Origin of the sequence: Lacticaseibacillus camelliae DSM 22697 = JCM 13995, from assembly GCF_001436615.1 — a bacterium.
Lineage (GTDB): Bacteria > Bacillota > Bacilli > Lactobacillales > Lactobacillaceae > Lacticaseibacillus > Lacticaseibacillus camelliae.
In genome coordinates, this window is sequence record NZ_AYZJ01000023.1 from 1 (window position 1) to 19834 (window position 19834).

Annotated in this window: 14 protein-coding genes; 6 read left to right on the forward strand and 8 right to left on the reverse strand. The window is 55.7% G+C overall.

Annotation, left to right across the window (positions count from 1 at the left end; all coding sequences use genetic code 11):
• Nucleotides 1-80 precede the first annotated feature (80 nt).
• From FC75_RS04235 to FC75_RS04250, 4 genes are all read left to right on the forward strand, one after another.
• Nucleotides 81-2555: a SpaA isopeptide-forming pilin-related protein gene (locus FC75_RS04235; protein ID WP_235808701.1), complete on the forward strand. Its 2475-nt coding sequence runs from the start codon at nucleotides 81-83 to the stop codon at nucleotides 2553-2555.
• Nucleotides 2555-3670 (forward strand): pilin N-terminal domain-containing protein, encoded by a 1116-nt coding sequence (locus FC75_RS04240; protein WP_056989225.1) that lies wholly within the window; start codon nucleotides 2555-2557, stop codon nucleotides 3668-3670. Before FC75_RS04235 ends, FC75_RS04240 begins: the two co-directional genes overlap by 1 nt.
• Nucleotides 3667-5241, forward strand: coding sequence for a SpaH/EbpB family LPXTG-anchored major pilin (locus FC75_RS04245; protein WP_056989226.1), 1575 nt, complete (start codon nucleotides 3667-3669; stop codon nucleotides 5239-5241). The genes FC75_RS04240 and FC75_RS04245 overlap by 4 nt, the downstream gene beginning before the upstream one ends.
• 80 nt (nucleotides 5242-5321) lie before the next feature.
• Nucleotides 5322-6476: a class C sortase gene (locus FC75_RS04250; RefSeq protein WP_056989227.1), complete on the forward strand. Its 1155-nt coding sequence runs from the start codon at nucleotides 5322-5324 to the stop codon at nucleotides 6474-6476.
• Nucleotides 6477-7141: 665 nt separating this feature from the next.
• On the opposite strand, the gene FC75_RS04255 is transcribed toward FC75_RS04250, so the two are convergent.
• From FC75_RS04255 to FC75_RS04270, 4 genes are all read right to left on the reverse strand, one after another.
• Nucleotides 7142-8074 (reverse strand): GRP family sugar transporter, encoded by a 933-nt coding sequence (locus tag FC75_RS04255; protein WP_056989228.1) that lies wholly within the window; start codon nucleotides 8072-8074, stop codon nucleotides 7142-7144.
• A 13-nt stretch (nucleotides 8075-8087) separates the two neighbouring features.
• Entirely contained in the window at nucleotides 8088-8474 is a 387-nt protein-coding gene (locus FC75_RS04260) for a VOC family protein (RefSeq protein ID WP_056989229.1), read from the reverse strand.
• A gap of 22 nt (nucleotides 8475-8496) precedes the next feature.
• A complete protein-coding gene (locus tag FC75_RS04265) occupies nucleotides 8497-9372 on the reverse strand; it encodes an ROK family protein (RefSeq protein ID WP_056989230.1) in 876 nt (291 codons plus the stop codon).
• 63 nt (nucleotides 9373-9435) lie between these two features.
• Nucleotides 9436-10434, reverse strand: coding sequence for a zinc-dependent alcohol dehydrogenase family protein (locus tag FC75_RS04270; protein ID WP_056989231.1), 999 nt, complete (start codon nucleotides 10432-10434; stop codon nucleotides 9436-9438).
• A gap of 367 nt (nucleotides 10435-10801) precedes the next feature.
• Here FC75_RS04270 and FC75_RS04275 point away from each other — a divergent pair, with 367 nt between their 5' ends.
• On the forward strand, nucleotides 10802-11809 hold the full coding sequence (locus FC75_RS04275; protein WP_056989232.1) for a LacI family DNA-binding transcriptional regulator: 1008 nt from the start codon (nucleotides 10802-10804) through the stop codon (nucleotides 11807-11809).
• A 331-nt stretch (nucleotides 11810-12140) separates the two neighbouring features.
• Complete coding sequence (locus FC75_RS04280; RefSeq protein WP_056989233.1) at nucleotides 12141-14546, forward strand: LPXTG cell wall anchor domain-containing protein; 2406 nt, start codon at nucleotides 12141-12143, stop codon at nucleotides 14544-14546.
• A 173-nt stretch (nucleotides 14547-14719) separates the two neighbouring features.
• Here FC75_RS04280 and FC75_RS04285 read toward each other — a convergent pair whose 3' ends face one another.
• The 4 genes from FC75_RS04285 to galU form a co-directional block, all read right to left on the reverse strand.
• Entirely contained in the window at nucleotides 14720-16135 is a 1416-nt protein-coding gene (locus FC75_RS04285) for a glycoside hydrolase family 1 protein (RefSeq protein WP_056989234.1), read from the reverse strand.
• Between the two features lie 122 nt (nucleotides 16136-16257).
• The gene (locus tag FC75_RS04290; RefSeq protein ID WP_056989235.1) at nucleotides 16258-17112 is read right to left on the reverse strand and encodes a fructosamine kinase family protein; all 855 of its coding nucleotides are present in this window, start codon (nucleotides 17110-17112) and stop codon (nucleotides 16258-16260) included.
• An 81-nt stretch (nucleotides 17113-17193) separates the two neighbouring features.
• On the reverse strand, nucleotides 17194-18540 hold the full coding sequence (locus tag FC75_RS04295) for a threonine/serine exporter family protein (RefSeq protein ID WP_054661257.1): 1347 nt from the start codon (nucleotides 18538-18540) through the stop codon (nucleotides 17194-17196).
• A gap of 213 nt (nucleotides 18541-18753) precedes the next feature.
• Complete coding sequence (galU, locus tag FC75_RS04300; RefSeq protein ID WP_056989236.1) at nucleotides 18754-19671, reverse strand: UTP--glucose-1-phosphate uridylyltransferase GalU; 918 nt, start codon at nucleotides 19669-19671, stop codon at nucleotides 18754-18756.
• Between the last annotated feature and the right edge of the window lie 163 nt (nucleotides 19672-19834).

Sequence of the window (19834 nt, forward strand, 5' to 3'; positions counted from 1 at the left end):
AGACCACTATCAAGGATTCGTTATCATCGTTGCACTTGACTTGAAAATTGAGGAAGCGAAATACCATTCGGTTGATCCGTTTGTGCCTAGTTGCTGTGATGACTTTGGGTAATTTTGCTTATTTGCCTGCCGTGACGACTCGCGGTGATGGAATCGCCCCCCAGGCCGCGGGCGATTATTATCAGGATAATCAGGCGGGACGAGATGACGTGCTTGGGGCTGCTCAACGGTTCCATATTTTTACGCTGAATGCCGACCTGGGGGCCTCGGAAGATGGCAACGTCGCCGCCCAAAGTTTTAACGGGACGCACGATTTTGGCACTTCTCAGGGCCTAAAAGGGATCGAGCCTGACGGCGAGGAAATCAATTACCTGCAAACCATCGAGGGCATTCAAAGCGCGGCCCTAGACTCTGGCCGGTCGCAAAAGTTCGTGACCGGGCCGACCACCTCATTGACATCTGCGGATAACGGTCATGCGGTGGCCATTGCGGGGGTCAAGAACAACACGCTCAAGGCCAATGAGGTTTACCAGGACACTGACGCGGCTCCCTATATTGACTTTAAGACAGAGTTTGATCGGCTGCGGGCAGTGTCGGCACTGTTTGCCAACAAGGGCAAAACGTATCAAAAAACCAATGATAACCTCCTAAGCATCGATCTTAGCGATGATAGTTTACAAAGTGTGCCCTACCCACTGCGGCTCACGAAACAGGCTGAGGATGGCGCCCTTCTTCCTGGCGCGGTTTACCGGCTGGTTGATTCGGCGGGCAAGCCGTTAGATTCAAGTCAGGACGATCTTTGGGTCAATGACGCGAATAAGACGAGTGACCCCACTAAATTCCTGACCGATAAGCAAGGCCAGATCAATGTGTCTGTTTCTAAAGCCGGGACTTATTCCTTTGTAGAGACCACTGCACCCGCTGGGTATCGCGTGGATTCTGAGCCGAAAAAGGTCGAGACGGGGTCAATTCCCGATGCGACGTATGTCAACCTAAGTTGGAAGCAGCTTTATGCGGTTGGCGGCGAGGCGGCGAGCCATATCGATTTTACTGGGCGTGACTTCCACGCCGCCGACGCCACGCCGCTGATCATCGACGTTGATTTCACCGGTTACGATCCAAGCCAGATCGATTCTGGCCGGGCGGGGAACATTTCGCTTCAGGGCCTCACGGGGGATGATCTCAAGGACTCCAGTAAAGCCAAAGTCTTGTGGAACTTTTATGGCTATCCGAAAGACGCCACGATTCCAATCGGCAATGATGATTTTCTGGGTACGATATTGGCGCCAGACGCCAATATTACGGTCAACACTGGCGGTCACGTGTACGGCTCAATCATTGCTAAAAGTGTGAAGACTGGTGACACCAGTCATCGCTGGGATCTGAATTTTCAGTCTACTCCAGGAAGTAATGTCGTTGCGACGGACACGAAAATCCCGACGACCAGCCTCACCATTCAGAAGAAGTGGAAGTCGCTCACCGATGCGGATGCCGCGGGTGAAGCCGGTTTTCAGCTCTATCAGCATCAAGATGGGCACGAAGGCAAGGCCTATGGGGATGTGGTGACGCTTACCGGCAAACTGCAGGATCCGGCCAGTTGGAAGCACACGATTGGTGATCTCCCGATGGAAGACGCAGTCGGGCACAAACTGACATACACCGTTCAGGAAACCGGCGCGAAGGTCGCCGACCACGCTGCCGACACTTATCAGCAGTCGACTGACGGGACGACCGTCACGAACACTCAATACGGCTTGGTGGTGAAGAAGGTTGACGCCGATTCTGGCCAGGAGCTGACTGATGGTGTCACGTTTACCGTCACCGGTCCCGCTGGTTTCGAAAAGACAATCAAACCCGGTGCGACGGCGCCGCTTGCGCCAGGCACGTACCAGATCACTGAGACGACGCCGCCAACCGGGTATCAACTTGATCCCACGCCGCAGACTGTGACATTGACCAAGGACGGTAAGTGGCTGACCGGTGCCGGCAAGGCCCTGGGCACCACCGCGCCAACTGAAGATGGGAAACCAGTCGATGGCCTGTACGTCGATGCGTCTGATCAATATCGCGGTCAGCTCCTGCACGTGGTGAAGACTGACCACAAGTACTTGAGTTTAAAAATCATCAAGCACGACAAGGCCACTCACACCGCGCTTAAGGGTGCGGTGTTCACCCTGACCCCAACTACCGGTGCACCGAAGACGTTGACCACCGGTGATGATGGCACTGCGGTTGATGAGCAGCTTCAGTCAACGGCAAATCAACAGTACACCTTGGAGGAAACGACCCCACCTGGTGGATATGATGCGTTGACTGGGAGTGCCACGATTCAGGGTGATGCAGTGAGTTTGAATGGTGACTTCAAAGGCAATGTTGACATCTCGACTCAAGGCAATCAGATCACCCTCACAGTGACCGATACGCCGCGCGGTCGGCTGCCCGCGACTGGCGGGACCGGGCCGCTGCAGGCCGTTTTGCTTAGCGGTTTGGCAGCGTTGATTGCTGTGCTTCTTTTCGCCTGGTCCTGGGTGCAAAAGCGAAGGGAGGAAGCATGATGAAAAAAATCAACTCACTGATTGTGCTCCTTCTCGGCATACTGATGCTGGCCTTTGGCCGCGGACATCCGGTGGCTGCCGCCACGGATGTCCAAGTGACGATTCAGCACGTGGTGAACCAGCAAAGCGCTAGAGGACAGCCGACCCGGCCCGGCGCGTTTGCCCACTTCACCGTTTACGATATGACGGCTACGGCGCATGAGCGGAGTGTCCGCGGCGAGCCGGTTTCAAGGCTGGCAGAAGCGCTGGGCCAAAAGGATGATCAGGCAATCGGTGCCTTTATCAAGCAGCAACATCTGCGACCGGTGGCCAACGTTGAAACTGATGCCGGCGGATCAGCCCACTTTGCCGTTTCTGGTGCCTGGGGTAACGCTTATTTGATTGTTCAGACCACGCCGGGCTTTGACCCAACCAATGCCCTGAACGTGAATGAGAAGGCGCTGCCGATCGTCCTGAGTTTTCCGCAGGAGAATCAGGCGCAAGGCGTCACGATCGTCACGAAAGCGGTGCGCGTCCAGCGGGCGGTGTACTTTTACAAGTACGGGCGGTCCGGCCGGGAAACGGCGCCGCTAAAAGGGGCAATCTTTGCCGTTCGCCGAGCGGGCGCGTATCTGACCACCGCACAGCGGTGGCTTCAGACCAAGTCACCCTTGGCCGATCACCGGGTGCTGAAGATGCACTCGCAGGCAGACGGGTTGGTCATGTTGAAAGGGGTTCCGCTGGCGCCTGGCAGTTATGTGGTTCAGGAGCTGAAGGCACCCAAGGGCTATGCACTGACTCGGCAAGCACAGCAAATCAGGCTCAGCATTCCGCGTGCGGACACCATGGCTCAGATCACGGTCAACGGCGTTGCACTGAGGCCGCTGCTTGCCGATCGGGTTCAACGTGGTGAGGCAAGCCGTACTGAGCTGCGCATTTACAACCCAATTAAAGCTGTCCCGCCGAAGACCCCAGGTGGTAATGGCCCGGGGCCCCGTTTGACACATTATTGGGGACATCTCCCACAGACAGGGGAAGCGAAAGCAAGCTTGGCATTGTTAGGATCACTGATTATCGGCTTTACTGTTTACTACTGGAAACGACATTTAAGACAAGGTAGGGAGTGTAACAAATGAAAAAAGGGACGTTAAAGCACTTTTTAGCGAGTGCGTTACTGATTTTACCGTTGGTGTTGCAGGCGGCCGTGGGGGTCCAGACCGTTGCCGCAGCTGACACACCGGACACCGTGAACATCACGTTGCATAAGCTGGCGTTTGATCATGCGGTTTCGCCAGAGGTTCAAAACGATGGCGAGACCGAACCAGATGCGTTAAAGGCCGGGAAGCCGCTCGAAGGGGCGACCTTTGCCGTTTACGATGTGACCGATCAGTATCAGCAATTATTGCAAAATGGCAAATCCACGACCGATGCGCAGGCGGCGATCCAAAAGGATGCCGCAGCCGGCGCCCCGGCATACGCTAAGCCGGTCAATGCGGCTGCTGCCAGCGATACTGACGCTGATGCCAAGGGTGACACGGATACACCGACTAAGGCGGAAGCGGAGACTAAAACGACCGATCAGGACGGGTTAGCAACGTTCTCTGATCTGCCTGCGACCATCGATGGTCACCATGCAGTTTACCTGTTTGTCGAAACCAGTTCCGTGGTGACCGGTCAGACCACCATTCAGCAGGCCACGCCGCTCGTTGTGGCACTGCCGCTGTACAAGTCTGATAAGACGACGGTTAACAAGGATATCCAGCTGTATCCCAAGAACGTTGAACAAGAGACAGCAACAAAGGATATCACCAATGCTGGCGCGCCAGACAAGGACGGTACCTTTAGCTCACAAATCGGTGCGGTTCTGAACTACTCGATCAAAGCGGCCATCCCAGCAGATCTTTCAGTGGCGAAATACGACAAGTTTGATATTAAGGATACGCCAGATAAAGGGCTAGCAATCGATACTGATTCGATTAAGGTGACCCTAGGTGATACGGAATTAAAGGCAGACACGGACTATAAGCTCACTGCCTCAGCGACAGGATTTTCGATTTCTTTACTGATGGACAAGGATTACTCGCCAGCTGTTCTGGCTGGTGCCGGCAAAACTCTTAATGTGACTTACAATGCAACTATTACTAAGGACGCCGCGGCTGGCCAGCCATTGGACAACCAGCTGACCGTGACTCCTGGCAACAATCCCGGGACGGACATTCACAGTCATCAAAAGCCTGAAATCGGTGAAGCTGACTTTAAGAAGCAAGACGTTAACAGTAAAAAGGGTCTGACAGGCGCGGAGTTTGAAGTCAAAAACAGCGATGGGAAATTTGCTGTGCAAGACCCCGACACCCTTGCAGTGACCTTTACGGATGACAAGGATCAGGCAACCAAGTTCATCTCGGGCGAGGATGGCCTGCTAAAGATTCAAGGCCTGCCATTCGGTGATTACACGCTGACAGAAACCAAAGCGCCAGAGGGTTACGTCTTGAGTGACACACCAGTGACGAAGTTTACGGTCAGCGCTGATAGTGATTATTCTGACGTAGGCAGCATTCCTACCGATCAGCAGATCAACAACACACCAAAGGGCATCTTGCCGCACACCGGTGGGATGGGGATCTACATCCTGATTGTCATTGGGCTTGCAGTCATGGGTGGTGCCTTCTTCTTCCTGAAGAAGGGCAGCCGTCACGAAGAAGTCTGATTGATACTAAAACGTCAAGAATGACGAAAAAGCGCTGCTTAGGCGGCGTTTTTTCGCATTAAACAGGAAGGAAGGCCCCGATGTCAAAGCGAAAACAGCGTCCACGCGCCTATCTTGCCACCCAAATCATCGCATTCCTGTTCCTGATTTTTGGTGCGGCGGTTGCCTTATACCCGTTTTACGTGGGCGGGCTGAACGACCTGCTGGATAACTATCGCGCGGCTCAGACTCAGCGAGCAAACCAGAAGAATGCCGATGACCAGCTTGCGGCGATGAGGCGGCGCAACGCAGCACTGAAAAAAAGTGGGATTCATGCGAACGCCGATCCATTCTCGGGTTTGAGTCGAAAGCAAACGGTGGACCTTAAGCATGACATGATTGGGGATGTCATTGTTCCCAAGCTGAAACTGACGGTGCCACTGTTTAAAACCCTGACGGAAGCCACGCTGCAAGTCGGCGCCGCCGTTGTGCCTGGCACATCGATGCCGGTTGGCGGCCCCAACACACATACGGTCATCGCCGGACACCGGGGCTTGGTCGACCGGCGACTGTTCTCCGACCTGAATAGGGTAAAAAAAGGCGATCTCTTTGTCCTGAAGGTGTTCGATAAACACTTAGCCTACAAGGTCTTCCGCATCCAAGTTGTGAAGCCGGATGATACAGATGTCCTCAGGATTGAAGCAGGTAAGGACCTGGCGACGCTACTCACGTGCACACCGTACATGATTAACAGCCATCGGCTTTTGATCACCGGGCATCGGGTGCCATACACGCCCGCGGTGGCACATGATGTCGCCGGGTCGCAGCAGCGCGAGCGTTGGCAGCAGCTCGCTATTTTACTTGCGGCTATTGGGGCACTCTTTGTGCTGGCGTGGGCGATGGGCCGCCGCATTCATACGCTGCTGCTCAGACGGCATGTTTTCAATCTCTTGTTTTATCGCGTTGATCTTGAAGGACATCCGGTTTCAGGCGCGGTTTACCAGCTCTGCAAGAAAAACGGCAAGCCACTGTACAGGCAAGGCAAAGTCCTCGAAGTCAAGTCGGATGAAACCGGTCAGGTGTTTATCGAACATTTGCCAGGCGGGGTTTACCTCCTCAAGGAACTTGCGCCTACCCGGTGGCGGGTGAAAGTCGGTAAGAAAAAACTGCGCCAACAGAAGCTGCGGTTTTACCCGAAAAAAGGTCAGGCTGAAGCAGTGACTGTTTCAAATGATCGCTGGGAAATTAAACGATAGAACTGCCGGCAACTGGCCAATTGGGTAGGCTGGCAGGTGTGGGCGCATGCCCGAAAAGTTAAATAATGTAAATTATTATTGATCAGAACGTCAGTGGCGTGATGATTTGAAGTGACGGTGGCGGCTGCCCGTTATCGAATCAGGCGGCTTCCTACAGCAACTGGCCATTGATAGGGAATCAGTTAAGCTCAAAGCGAAAGACAATACGGAAAAAAGAAGAGAATGTTATTATAATGGCTTGATAAATGGGGTAAACATTATCAAAACCGGCAAATAATCATTCTTCGTGTTTTTCTTGATATATTTTTCAGAATAGATATAATGATTACGTTACAGGCATTAGTCTTGGGGGAGACTTTTGCAGGAGTGTTGGTTCACATCGGGTGCGAGAACTTTGTTCGCGTGCTTGGATCGAAAATCAATTTGGCGATCCCCAGGAAGCTGAGGATCGTTTTTTATTACCATGGTACTCTGATCGACTCAAACCGGCTTGTTCGTCTGAGTTGACTGAGGCTGGATTGGCATGTTCTCTTCCCCTCCCTATAGTAAAGCCCACCTAGTGAATCACTCACCAGGTGGGCTTTTTTTGCCGAAATGACGCTCATGGCCGCAGCGTTCATCGATAGAGAAGCGGTAGTGGCCGTGACAAACAACAGGAATGCGGCCTACAAGTTAGCAATGATCATGCCGCCAAGGGCCATCAGCAGTGTACCTACAGCGATGTGCCGCATCTGCTGGTGACTCTTGCGCTCATGCAGCAGGAAGATGCCGCAGAAAGTGCCGACAATGACGCACATTTGGGAAAGGGTGGTCGCCACGGTTTGGCCGACCTGGGGGTTGCCCGCCGAAATCAGCATGCACAAGTTGCCGACGGCCCAAGTGAGGCCGGTCAGGATGTTGGTGAACGAGTGCTTTTCGAGGATCAAGTGTTTCTCGTGGAACACTGCGCTGATCAGCACTAGGGCGCCAATGAGTTGGCCGATCGCCTGGGGCAAAATCACGGCGGTCATGTAGGTCAGACCGTGGTCTGCGGCGTGAAAACTGGCAGAGACGATGCCCAGCTTTGCCATCAGGTTCGGGAACACGAAGTAGAGCATAAAGCCTAACGTGGACCAGGCCAGCACGATCAGGCCGTGCCGCATTTTGCTAGGCGCAATTTGACTTGCGCCGGTTTTGCTGCGGCCGGAGATTTGGGTGGCCCCAAAGACGATGATCAAAATCGCTAGGGTGCCAAAGCCCCACATTTTGCCGGTGGTCCAGCCGCCGAGGACGACGGCAGCCATCACCGCGTTGGCTACGATTTGGCCCGCGGTCGACAGCGGTAGGCCAACGGACACACCGAGGTCCTTGTAGGCCAGGTACTGCCCGGTGTTGCCCAGCGACCAGCACATGCCGGAAAGCAGCCCGGTCAACCAGACGCTGGCGGGGATGGTTACGCCGTGCGGCAGGACGTACAGCAGGTACACGCCCAGGCCGAGAACGAGCGCGCCCAGGCTGGTGCCGAGGGTTTGCTGCCCGGCGGTGCCGCCGAGCTTGGTGGTAATGGTGGCCATGAGTCCCCAGGTGAGGGCCGGGACCAGTGCGATCAGCAGTGCCATGCCTTAACGCCTCCTAGAGCTTTTGGCAAAATTCGATGGTTTCGTGATTCGGGCCAAGAATGTTGAAGAAGCGGATGCCGTGGTCCCAGAAGCTGGGGATGCTTTGAATCTCGTTTTCGACAATGTTCAAGCCCTGCGCTTTCGCGGCGGCGTAAGTGGCGTCGACGTCGGTGGTGTTCAGTGAGACGTGGTTGATCGCGCCGGCCTGCAGCGCAGGTTGATCGCCTTCCCAGGTCTCGATCATGAGGTCCTGGTAAGCGACAAAACCGCAGCGGTTTGGGCCATTGTGAAAAATGCCGAGGCACTTGAAGCCGATGCTTTCATAGAAACGGATGGTTTCGTCCAGGTTCTTTGCCGGGATCCCAATGTGCGAGATCCCGGTCACATGATCCATGATCATGAGGTGGTGCTCCTTTCTCAAATTACCGGTTGTATTCCTTCAGCGCCAAGGCGTAGTTGCCAATTGTCGCCGAGCCGTTGTCTTTGGCCTGCGGCATGGTGAGGTACTGATCCAGTGGGCCGACTGCCACGTAATCATGGAGCAGCTGCTTGAACTGGGCGCGCACCTTGACCAGCAGTGGTTCGGAAATCACCCCGCCGCCGAAGACGATTTTGTTCGGCCGGATCGTCAGGGTACTTTGGATCGCGGCCTGAGCGATGTAGTACGCCAGAATGTCGAAGACGTGGTCGGTCAGTGGCACATCCTTGCCGGGTTTTCCCAGCCGGGCTTCAAAGGTGGGTCCCGAGATGAGGCCTTCCAAGCAGTCGCCGTGGAACGGGCAGATGCCCTTGAAGTTCAGGTCGTCCGGGTGACGCTTGACATAGACGTGGCCCATTTCGGGGTGGCCCAGGGTGCCGAGAAACTGGCCATTTTCCACGACGCCGGCGCCGACCCCGGTGCCCACGGTGTAGTAAACCAGCGAGGCGATTTTTTCGTTGAACAGCGAGGCGAGTACGTATTCGCCGTATGCCGAGCCGTTGACGTCGGTGGTCCAGGCGATGGGGCCCTTGAACTGCTGACGAATGGCGCCGACAAAATCGGTGTTCGACCAGCCAGGCTTGGGCGTGTTGGTGATGTAACCGTACTTGGGCGAGTGGCGGCGGATCTCAATGGGCCCAAATGAGGCGATGCCCATGGCCTTGAGAGCGGGGAACTGCGCGAAATAGGCGTTCACCGCGGCCAGCGTTTCCCGCGGCGTGGTGGTCGGGATGACCTGCCGCGACTGGGTGTGATAATTTTCATCGCCGACCGCACAAACGAACTTGGTGCCGCCGGCTTCGATACTGCCTAATTGCATGGTGAGACTCCTTTCCAAAAACGCAGAAGAGCCGCCTGAGCGACTCTGCGTGATCTGACCGGTTTAGCCGACTTTAACGACGGCCTTGGAGACGCCGGCGACCTTGCCTTGCAGCACGGGTTCGACCTGGTTGAGTTCCAGTTCGTGGCTGATCAGGGGATCGACGTTGACCTTGCCGCTGGCCAGCAGCGCGATGGAATCTTCAAACGCGTGCGGGTTGATGAAGGAGCCTTGGATGGTCAGCTGCTTTTGGTAAATCTCATATGTGTTCATCTGGAAGTGGGCGTCTGGGTGGCCGACGCCGAACATCAGGACCTGGGCCCCTTTGCGGGTGGCGTTGACCGCTTGTTCCTGGGTCTCCGGCTTGCCGACCGCTTCAACGACGATATCGTAGTCGCTTGGCAGGGTGTCGCGGGTGGTGTTATAGGTGTTCTTAACGTTGAACAGCTTCTTGTTGAGCGCCAGTTTGTCATCGATAATGCCGGCAAAATCGACCTGGTGCACGCCGTATGCCTGCAGGATCTGAACGAACAGCTGGCCCATGAAGCCGTCGCCGATGACCAGTGCCTTAGCGTAAGGCGTCAGGTGCAGCAGCTGCACCCCGTGAACCGCGCAGGAAATCGGCTCGATGGTCGCGCCGGCCTTGAAGGAGATGCTGTCTGGCAGTTCGTAAACAACGGAAGCCGGCGCGGTGAAGTACTCCGCCAGGCCGCCGTTGCGAGTCACGCCGACCGCGGACAGGTGGTCGCAGAGTTCTGGACGACCGGTGCGGCAGTAGTAGCACTGACCGCAGTAGATGTTGGGGTCCACCGTGACGCGGTCGCCGACTTTGACATTGGTGACGTTTGCGCCGACCGCGGCGACAACGCCGGAGTTTTCATGGCCGAGGACAATTGGTGGGACGGCCTTGGCGGAACCGGGCAGGCCGTTGTACAGCGCGTGATCCGTGCCGCAGATGCCGGCGTACTTGGTTTGCACCAGGACCTCGTTCGGTAAGACGCTCGGCTTGGGCAGATCCTGAATTTCCATCTTCTTAACAGCAGTGAGTACTAAACCTTTCATGTTAATGACCTCCGATTTAAAATGCGTTGGCGGGAAAAGTCCCAATTTTTTGAGTAAACGTTTACTCAAAAGCCAGAAAATGACAGCCCTGTTCTGACCAGGCAGCCAGAGCTAAGGCCTAAATGCGTAAGCGCTTACCCAACGCTCAATTCATATTCTAAACGCTTTCATGAGTTTGTAAAGCCCTAATGAGCGAGAATCTGAATTTATAAAATCTCATAACTATTTTGCGGATGCGTTTGCGCAATTTTTTCTAAGCCAACCGAAGCCGTCACACCAACGCTTCTCTTTATTCGTCAAGACAGCTAAAATGAAGCTGTTGCGTATGCGCTTACGCGAAGACTCGACGTTGAGGAGGACCATTACCATGCGTGTGACCATCGAAGATATTGCGAAAAAGGCCGGCTTATCCGCCGCTTCCGTGTCGCGAATTTTAAACAACACGGGGCGCTTTTCCGAAGCCACAGCGAAAAAAGTGCGGGCCATTGCGGATGAGCTTGGTTACTACAAGAATCGCTCCGCGTCAGACCTAGCGAGTCACACGCAGACGACGCTGGGGGTCATTAACTACCCGGCGGAAACCGACTCCAACTTTCACGTTATTCGCGGCATTACCGAGCAGGCGCGGCAAAGTGACGTCGACGTGCTGATCATGATCGCCGAGCGGGATGATCAAACCGCCATTCGCAAAGTCGTGGAGGACTTGATCGAGCGGCGCGTTTTCAGCATTCTTTTCCTCTCTGTGCACCCCGACCAGGCCATCATCGACCTGATCAAGCGCGCCGGCATCTACCCGCAGGAAGTCGCCAGCGCTTACGCGCTCGATTTGTCTTACGTATCGTCCAACGACTACCAGATGGGCCAATTGGCCACGCGCACGCTGATTGACAAAGGGTACAGCCGCATCGGTTTTGTCGGCGCCGACCCGGAAAAGGACATCGTCGGCACCCAGCGGTTTGCCGGCTACCAGGCAGCGCTGAAAGCGGCGGGGATCACGTACCGGCCTGAGTGGCTGTTCGTTGGCGATGGCAAGTACAGCTATCAGTCCGGTCTCGATGCGGTGCCATACTACACCGATAACGCCGACGTCGACTCCGTGTTTGCGACCTCCGACGATGGCGCGCTGGGTATTATTAACGGTTTGATCGACCGCGACGGCGCCTTCACTCACCAGTGGGGCATTATCAGTACCGACGGCTCCCAAATCTGTGAGCAAACCCGGCCGAAGATCTCCAGTGTCACCCAGGACTTTAACCTGATCGGCCGGATGGCTGTCGATGAGGCAGTTCGCGCCATTACAGACTTGCCCAAGGAGAAGCGTCAAATTGATGTGCCGTTCAGGCTGGAGCTGCGCGAAACCACGCCCGCAAAATAGAAGAATCGATAGATGGCGATGAAATTCTGTGAGGGTTAGTGATCACGCTGCCTATTGTGCGACTGCCTTTTTCGCAGTATATTATTCGTTGTATACGCACGCATAACTTCAAAAAATGGTTGGCCAACCTAGCAAAGAGAATCTTGAAATCAAGCATTTGCATATTAGTAACAAATGCGTTGATTGTCAGGGTTATTTCTTGGATAGGTTGGCCATTTTTGCGCACTTTTTACCATATGGGTCGCGTGTGTCGGGGGAATGTTTTTGGGCGTGTGTTCAGCAGTTCAGCATCAGCTCAATTTTGATTTTTATCTTTGGAGGAGGATCTTTTATGACCACAAACAGTAAACGTCTTATTTATACGTCGATGGCTGCCATCGCCTTGATGGCAGTCAAGGCGGCACCAGTTCATGCCGATACCAGCGATACAGCCAGCGCTGCAACCGATGCCCAAGCAACAACAGCCGCCGCGCCAACGAATAAGGCTAATAAAGCCATGGCGACAACTAAGCCAAAGTCACAAGCGGAGTATGATGCAAATGTGGCGGCTGGGCAAGCCGACGTTAATGCCGCGCAGAAGACGGTCAACCAGGACCATCAGACAGCTGATCCGGCAAACGCAGCAGTGACTAAAGCCCAAGCCGCCGTCAAAGAGGCAACCAAGGCTCAGCAGGCCGCCCAGGCGAATGCTGATGGCACGGCTATCAAGAGTGCAGCGTCAGCCCAGGCTGCAGCGCAAAAGGCGCTCGATGGTGTTCCTGCCGATCCGACTCAGGATGACCAAGATGCTGCCAACAAAGCAGTGACCAATGCCGCAGCCGATGCGGCTGCGGCAAAGACCGTCCAAACGGCCGCTGGCAAGGCCGTTGAAACTGCTCAGGGGAACGTTGACGCAGCACAAACTGCCGTCACCCAAGCTAAGGCAGCCCAGGCGGCGAAGGGAACGGCCATTGACATTTCCGGAGACCCTGCAGTAGTCAAAGCAACTAGCGAGGTGACCGCCGCTCAGAAGGCTGTCGATTCTGCCAAAGCGAACGTGACATCTGCCACCAAGGCCGCCAATGCTGCGAAGACAGCCAGCACTAAGGCCGCTGCGGCTGTTACCGCTGCCCAGGCAGCATTAGACAAAGCAAACGCTGAGTCTGCTACGATCCCTGGTAAAACGATTGCGGAGCACGACTATAATACTGCTAATTGGCCCGACTCTAAGCCTGCCAGCAAGACGACTACCGTGGTGACCGTTAATGGAGATCCATCAAAGTACACTGTAAACTGGTCAAATGTTGTCAAATACTTCTACCAGTATTTAAACGAGTTGCGAGCGGCGAACGGGGTCACTGGTAGTCTTGCACCTACTGATCGAGGCATGGCGTATGCGAATAAACAGGCCGCGGCGCAGACTGGGGTTCTGGAACACAAAAACGTACAACCCAATTCCGGTGAGAACTTGGCCGGTACATACCCTAGTTCTTGGTACGGCAGTGATCAGGAGTTTGCGTACAGTCTCTTGATGGGATGGTTTGACGAGTCGGAGAATGTCTTTCCTGCTGGCAGCAGTCTTCATTATGGACATCGTACAAACTTACTGTTTAGTGAAATAGCGGATAGCGGACTAGGATACAATCCAAAAGTTAATGCTGTTGCATTCGACTACTATATGAAGGACGAATCACCTGAGGATTACCCATCATATGAAGACTATATGGCCGCATACGACGCTATAAATGCAGAAATAAATCCATCACTTGCCGTTTCTCAAAGTCGTGTCGGTCTGGTTAACTACAAGTTTGTCTACGTTTCTGGTACGAAGCCCAGTTCCAAGGCAGCGGATGTTAAAAAAGCGACGGCTGCCTTGACCAAAGCGAAGGCCAACTCGGAGACAGCAAGCCAGGCTTTGACTGCGGCTAATGCAAAAGTAACATCGGCTAACACTGCTTTAGCAGCGGCGCAGAGTCAGCTGACGACGGCTAAGGATAACTTAGATACTGTCAAAACAACCGCGACGCGCAGTGCTGAAGCCGCGCAATCCGAATCAGACACTCAGCTTCAGCAGGCAGTGGACGCCGCGCAGGCCAAATTGGAGTCAGCTCAAGTTGCACTAACTGAAGCTAAAGGCGCTAAGACCACCTCTGACGCAGCGGTCAAAACTGCAGAAGCAGCACTGGCTACTGCTCAGCAGCACGTTAAGGATTTAACTGATGCTGCTAATACGCGGGCAAAGTTGCAAAAAGCACTTGACGATGCCAATGCTGCGTTAAAAGCAGCTCAAGACGCTCAGCCTGCTGCAAAGCAAAGCCTCGATGCGGCCAACCAAGCATTAGCTCAGGCACAGGCTGACCTTGAGACGGCAATGGCATCTGCAAAGCAACCGAACGCACAACTTGCTGCAGACACTGCCATCCTCACACAGGCTAAGAGCCTTCTCGCACAGATCAAGGCCAACGTCTTCATCGTGAAAACCGCAACGAAGACACCAACCAAGCTTGCTGATGGCACCAGTGGTAACCGTGCTCAGAACGGCGCCGAGGCTGGTCACCCGAATGGGACGCCAGCTGCCATCCAACTGGCGGCCGCAATTGGGACTCAAATCAATCGCCCGGCTGGTAAGAGTGCGAGTCAAAACGGCAACCAATTACCCAAGACTGGTGATGAAACGAATGCCGCTTTCGCCGCTGCTGGGCTGGGTATTCTGGCCGCACTTGGGAGCCTCGTTGGCTTCAAGCGCCGGCGTGCCTGAGCGCTCAGTGTTTCAGCTAGGTACCTTGACATAAATTTGCGTGATGTCCCCACAATTCACTCTGAGTTGTGGGGATTTTTGTCGGTTCAGCCCTTAAAAACAGTCAGTATTGCGAGATAAGTAATCAAAACGGCGTGGCCGCTTCATCACGAAGCAGTCGCGCCGTTATTGCGCTACTTGTCGAAGACGCACTCACCGTTGCTGGCGATGATCTGCTTGTAAGTCTCAAAGCTGTCTTTTTTGCTGCGGGCGAGGGTGCCGTGGCCCTCGTCGTCGCGGTCAACGTAGACGAAGCCGTAACGCTTGCTCATCTGGCCGGTGCCGGCGGAGACGATGTCGATCGGGCCCCACCAGGTGTAGCCTATGATGTTGCAACCGTCCTTGATGGCCTCGCCGATGGCCTGCACGTGCTGCTTCAGGTAGTCCGCGCGCTCCGGGTCGTGAATGTTGCCGTCCGCGTTCACGGTGTCCTTCATGCCGAGGCCGTTTTCGACGATGAACATTGGGCAGTTGTAACGGTCCTGAACCAGGTTGCAGATCCAGCGCAGGCCGAGCGGGTCGATTTGCCAGCCCCAGTCGGTGGACTTCAGGTATGGGTTCGGCCGGCCGACCACGCCGCCGGTGTCGCCGTAAATCGGCGTGCCATCGGCGTAAGTCGAGGACCGGTAGTAAGAGAAACCGAGGTACTCAGATGGGTAGTCGTGGATCAGCTGCAGGTCGTCTGGGCCCATTTCGAGCTCAAAATGGTGCTCCTTGAAAATGCGTTTGGCATAGCCGGGGTACTCACCGCGCAGCTGAACGTCGGCGGAGATAAACGTGCGCCGCTGGAGCTGCATGGCGCCGAACACGTCCTTGGGTGCCGGGGTCGCTGGGTACACGGCGGCCTGGCTCAGCGACAGCATGATGCCCATGTGTGCGTCTGGCATCAGCTGTTTGGCTAGCCGCACCGCCTTGGCGTTGGCCACGTACATGTTGTGCTCGGCCTGGTACATCTGCTGCGTCTTGTGGTCGACGTCGCCGGTGACGTCGATCGCGGCGGCTGCGAAGGGGATGGTGTGGGTATTGTTCATCTCGTTGAATGTCATCCAGTAATGCACGGTTTTGCCGTAACGCGTGAACAAAACGCGGCAGTACTTTTCGTACAGGTCAATCAGGTGGCGGTCGGTCCAGCCGCCGTACTTATCGTGCAGCGCCAGCGGGGTCTCGTAGTGGCTGATGGTGACGACGGGTTCCATGCCCAGTTTGTGCATAGTAGTAAACAGGTCGTCGTAATATTTCAGGCCGGCCTCGTTAGGTTCTGCCTCTTCGCCATCGGGAAAAATCCGGCTCCAGGCGATCGACGTCCGGAAGCAGTTGAAGCCCATTTCCTGCATGTACTGCAGGTCGCCTTGGTAGCGGTGGTAAAAATCAATGGCTTCGTGGTTCGGGTAGTATTTGCCGGGGATGGGCTTTTTGTCAATTTCGCCGCCCAGGCCGTGTGGGGTCACATCGCTGATCGACGGGCCCTTGCCATCCGTCTGCCAGGCGCCTTCCGCTTGGTTCGCGGCAATGGCGCCGCCCCACAGAAATCCTTTAGGAAAAACACTCATAAGTTCTGCCTCCAAGAATAGTTAATGCGCCGAATACACGCTAAGTTCATTTAACCACTGATGGAAGCCGCTTTCAAAACAGGTTGCGAAGGGCAGCGCACGAAGCCCTTATGCGACTGGCCTCAGTCTGCAATGATTCTACCTAAGAGTTGACTCACCGGCCGCGCGTAGCTGCTGCCGAACTTATCCAGGTGCACCATGAGCAGGTACAGCCGGTAAAAGTCGAGCCGCTTGCCCGCGCCGGGTTCGAGCGGTAGATCCGCCGCGTAGGCCTGGTAAAAGCGGTCGTTGAAGCCGCCGAACACGGTGGTGATGCCGATGTCGAATTCGCGGTCACCGTATAGCGCCGCCGGGTCGATCAGCGCCGGCTGGCCATTTGCTGTGAACATGAAATTGCCGGACCACAGATCGCCGTGCAGCAAGACAGGCTGACTGGCGCGTTTGGCCAGCGCGGCGACAATTTTGGCCCGGGCGGCCAGGTAGCGGGTGTGGTCGGCGGCAGTCCACAGGCCCTTGTGCGTGAGCGCGCGGTCCAGCACGTCCAGACGGCGGTCAACGAACAGCTCGGTCCAGGTGTCGGTCCACGCGTTGTCGAAGCTGACCGAGGTGCCGGCGTAAGGTTGATCAAAGCCGAAGCGGCCATTGGGACTTTTAACCTGGTGGAGTTTCGCGACTAGATGGCCGAGGGCGGCCTGGTCGCCGGTGCCGCTGGTCATGTAGCTGAGCAAGAGGTAGCCGGCACCATCGATTGCGCCATTGCCCAGCACGCGCGGGGCGTTAATGTCGTTTTCCTGGAATGCTTTCAGACCGGCGATCTCACCGGCATAAAAACTGGCAGGCTGGCCGGGCTGGACTAACAGGAACAACTCGCGCTTGGCAGTGTTCAGGTGATACGCCTCGTTCACGTCGCCGCCGTGAACGCCTTGATACGAAGTTACCGGTTCGATGGGGAGCTGGTCAAGCCAATTTTGATCCATATGATCACCTCGCCTCAATTCTAACGCCAATGGCCAAAAAAGTGCTGGGCTCGCCGGCCCAGCACTTTGCGATCATCTAGTTCAGTCGGCGTGACGCCAGCTCTTGTCGGTGAGGATGCGCGCGCAGGCGAGGCCCAGGGGCAAGGCGACGACGATCATCGCGGCCTGGATCAACCAGGTGCCGCCAACGTCGAGGTTGGACAGTCCGAGGTTGAACATGGCGCGATACATGTACAGGCCAGGCACCATGATCACAATGGCGGGCACGGTGAGTGAGATGCGCGGGTAGCCATTTTTCGAATTGACCAGAGACGCCAGCAGGCCGGAAAGCAGTGCGCCAAGAAACGCGGCTGCCGCGGCCGGCACGGCAAAGCCGACCAGCGTCAGGCGCAGCGTGTTGGCGGCGGCGCCGATGAGGCCCGCCGTGGTGGCCATTTTGACTGGGCTGTTGAACATCAGAGAGAAGCCGAAGACCCCGCAGAAGCTGGCGACCAGGCGCAGGCCGAGGAGCGGCCAGAAGCTTAGCCCCAGCGGCAGGAAGTTTTGCGGCCGCAGCTGGATGATCATGGCGACGACCCAGCCGGTCAACGTCGCGACGACGATCGTTAAGATGGCGAACATCCCGCGCTCAAGACCGGAGCGCATGTCGAGCTTTGCCATGTCCAGCCCTGAGGTAATGAAGGGAAAACCGGGAATGACAAACAGCATTGCGCCAATGTAGCCGGCCTCGTGCGCGGCTGCCACATGGAAGGCCAGCTGCAGCAGGGCAAACACACCGGCGTAAGTCAGGCAGGCGGCTGCCACGCCCACTGAGACGTTGGCGAATAGGGTGATGTGACGGTCGAGCATGAGGCGGCGGACCAGGTTCCCCACACCAGCGCCGAAGAAGGCACAAAACATTTCAATGGGACCACCGCCAAGCAGAAACACGAAGGCTGCGCAGGCGAGCGCCGAGGCCAGGCCGACCTGAAACGGGGTGTAATTACCGCGCTTTTTATCAATTTTATCCAGCTCCGTGTGGAGTTGGTGGACGGTCAAATTGGTCAGCGTCTCGGCGAAGTTGTTGACGAAAATATCCATCGCGTGGAGCTTGTCGGTGTTGACGCCGCTGTTGGGCAGCGACATCGTCTGCGAGTAGTGGTGGCCGTGCTCAAAGCACGTGTACTCGATGGAGATCAGGCCGACATCGGCGGCACAGGTGAGCCCCAGCGGCCGGGCGACGCTGTTCATCGCCTCGCGGACGCGCCAAGCCCCGGTGCCGGCTCCCAGCAGCATCAACCCAACGCGGCCGACGATGCTGGCGCGCTCAGCCAGACTGGCCTCGGTCACCAGCACCTCATCGTCCTTGACGAAGTTGTGCCAGTGAATTGTCATGTGATGGTGGCCGTCCGGCACCAGGTCGGACGGGGATGCTTGATGCTGTGTCATGATGGCCTCCGCAGTGAAAAAGTTTACGATTAAGCGTACCACCGAACCGGGCAAGATGAAAGTGGGGCAAGCACTTAAGCCATTTTTCACCTCATCAAAATAGGATTGAAAGGGGGCCTTCGCCGCCGCAGGAAATTTTCATTGGCGCGCAGGGTATGCAAAAACCCCGATCAGAAATCTGATGATTTCTGATCGGGGCTCAGCTGTCAGCAGTTATTTCTTGGCATTGCCCTTCGCCTTGGCCGCGTCTTCTTTTTTAATGCGGTCGGCGAGTCTGAGAATGTAGTCGTGCAGTTCATCCTTGATTTCCGGGTGAGTCAGCCCATATTCGACGCTGGTTTCCACAAAACCGAACTTGTTGCCGACATCGTAGCGCTTGCCCTTGAACTCGTGGGCAAACACACGCTGGGTCTGGTTCAGCGTATCAATGGCGTCGGTGAGCTGGACTTCGTTGCCTTTGCCCGGCTTCTGGTGCTCCAGAATGTCAAAAATCTCCGGCGTTAGGAGGTAGCGGCCGATGATGGCCAAGTCACTTGGCGCATCGTCAACAGACGGCTTTTCAACGAATTTGCGAACGTTGTACAGGCCCTCAGACACTTCGGTTTCGGGATCGATGACCCCGTAGGCCGACACGTCCTGGTGGGGGACCCGCTTGACGGCGAGGATCGAGGCGTGGGTGCGCTCGTACTCGTTGATCAGCTGCTGGGTGAGCGGCACCTTGTCCATCATGAGGTCATCGCCCAGCATGACCACAAACGGCTCATCGTTGACGAAGGACTTTGCCAGACGCACCGCGTCGCCCAAGCCCTTGGGATGGGTCTGACGCACGTAGAAGAGGTTGACACCCATGTCAGTGGTCGAGTGGACCAGGTTCAGCATTGCTGTCTTGCCTTTTTCCTGGAGGTTCTGTTCAAGCTCGGGGTTCGAGTCAAAATGGTCTTCAATGCTGCGCTTGTTCTTACCTTCGACGATCAGAATGTCGGTGATTCCACTGGCCTTGGCCTCTTCGACAATGAACTGAATGGTCGGTTTGTCGACGATCGGAAGCATTTCCTTCGCCAGCGCCTTGGTGGCAGGCAGGAAGCGAGTGCCGAGCCCGGCTGCCGGAATAACTGCTTTTCTAACTTTCACGATGGTCCTCCTTGGTATTTTGTTCTTTAATACCTCTATTATACGCATGACTAGGCGAAAGCGGTACCTCGGACGATTATTGATGCCCGGTTTGGGCGGCACCTGATGGGCCAAAATGTGGTCGCACGGCCGCTTAAGCAATATCCGTGAGGTAAGTTTATAA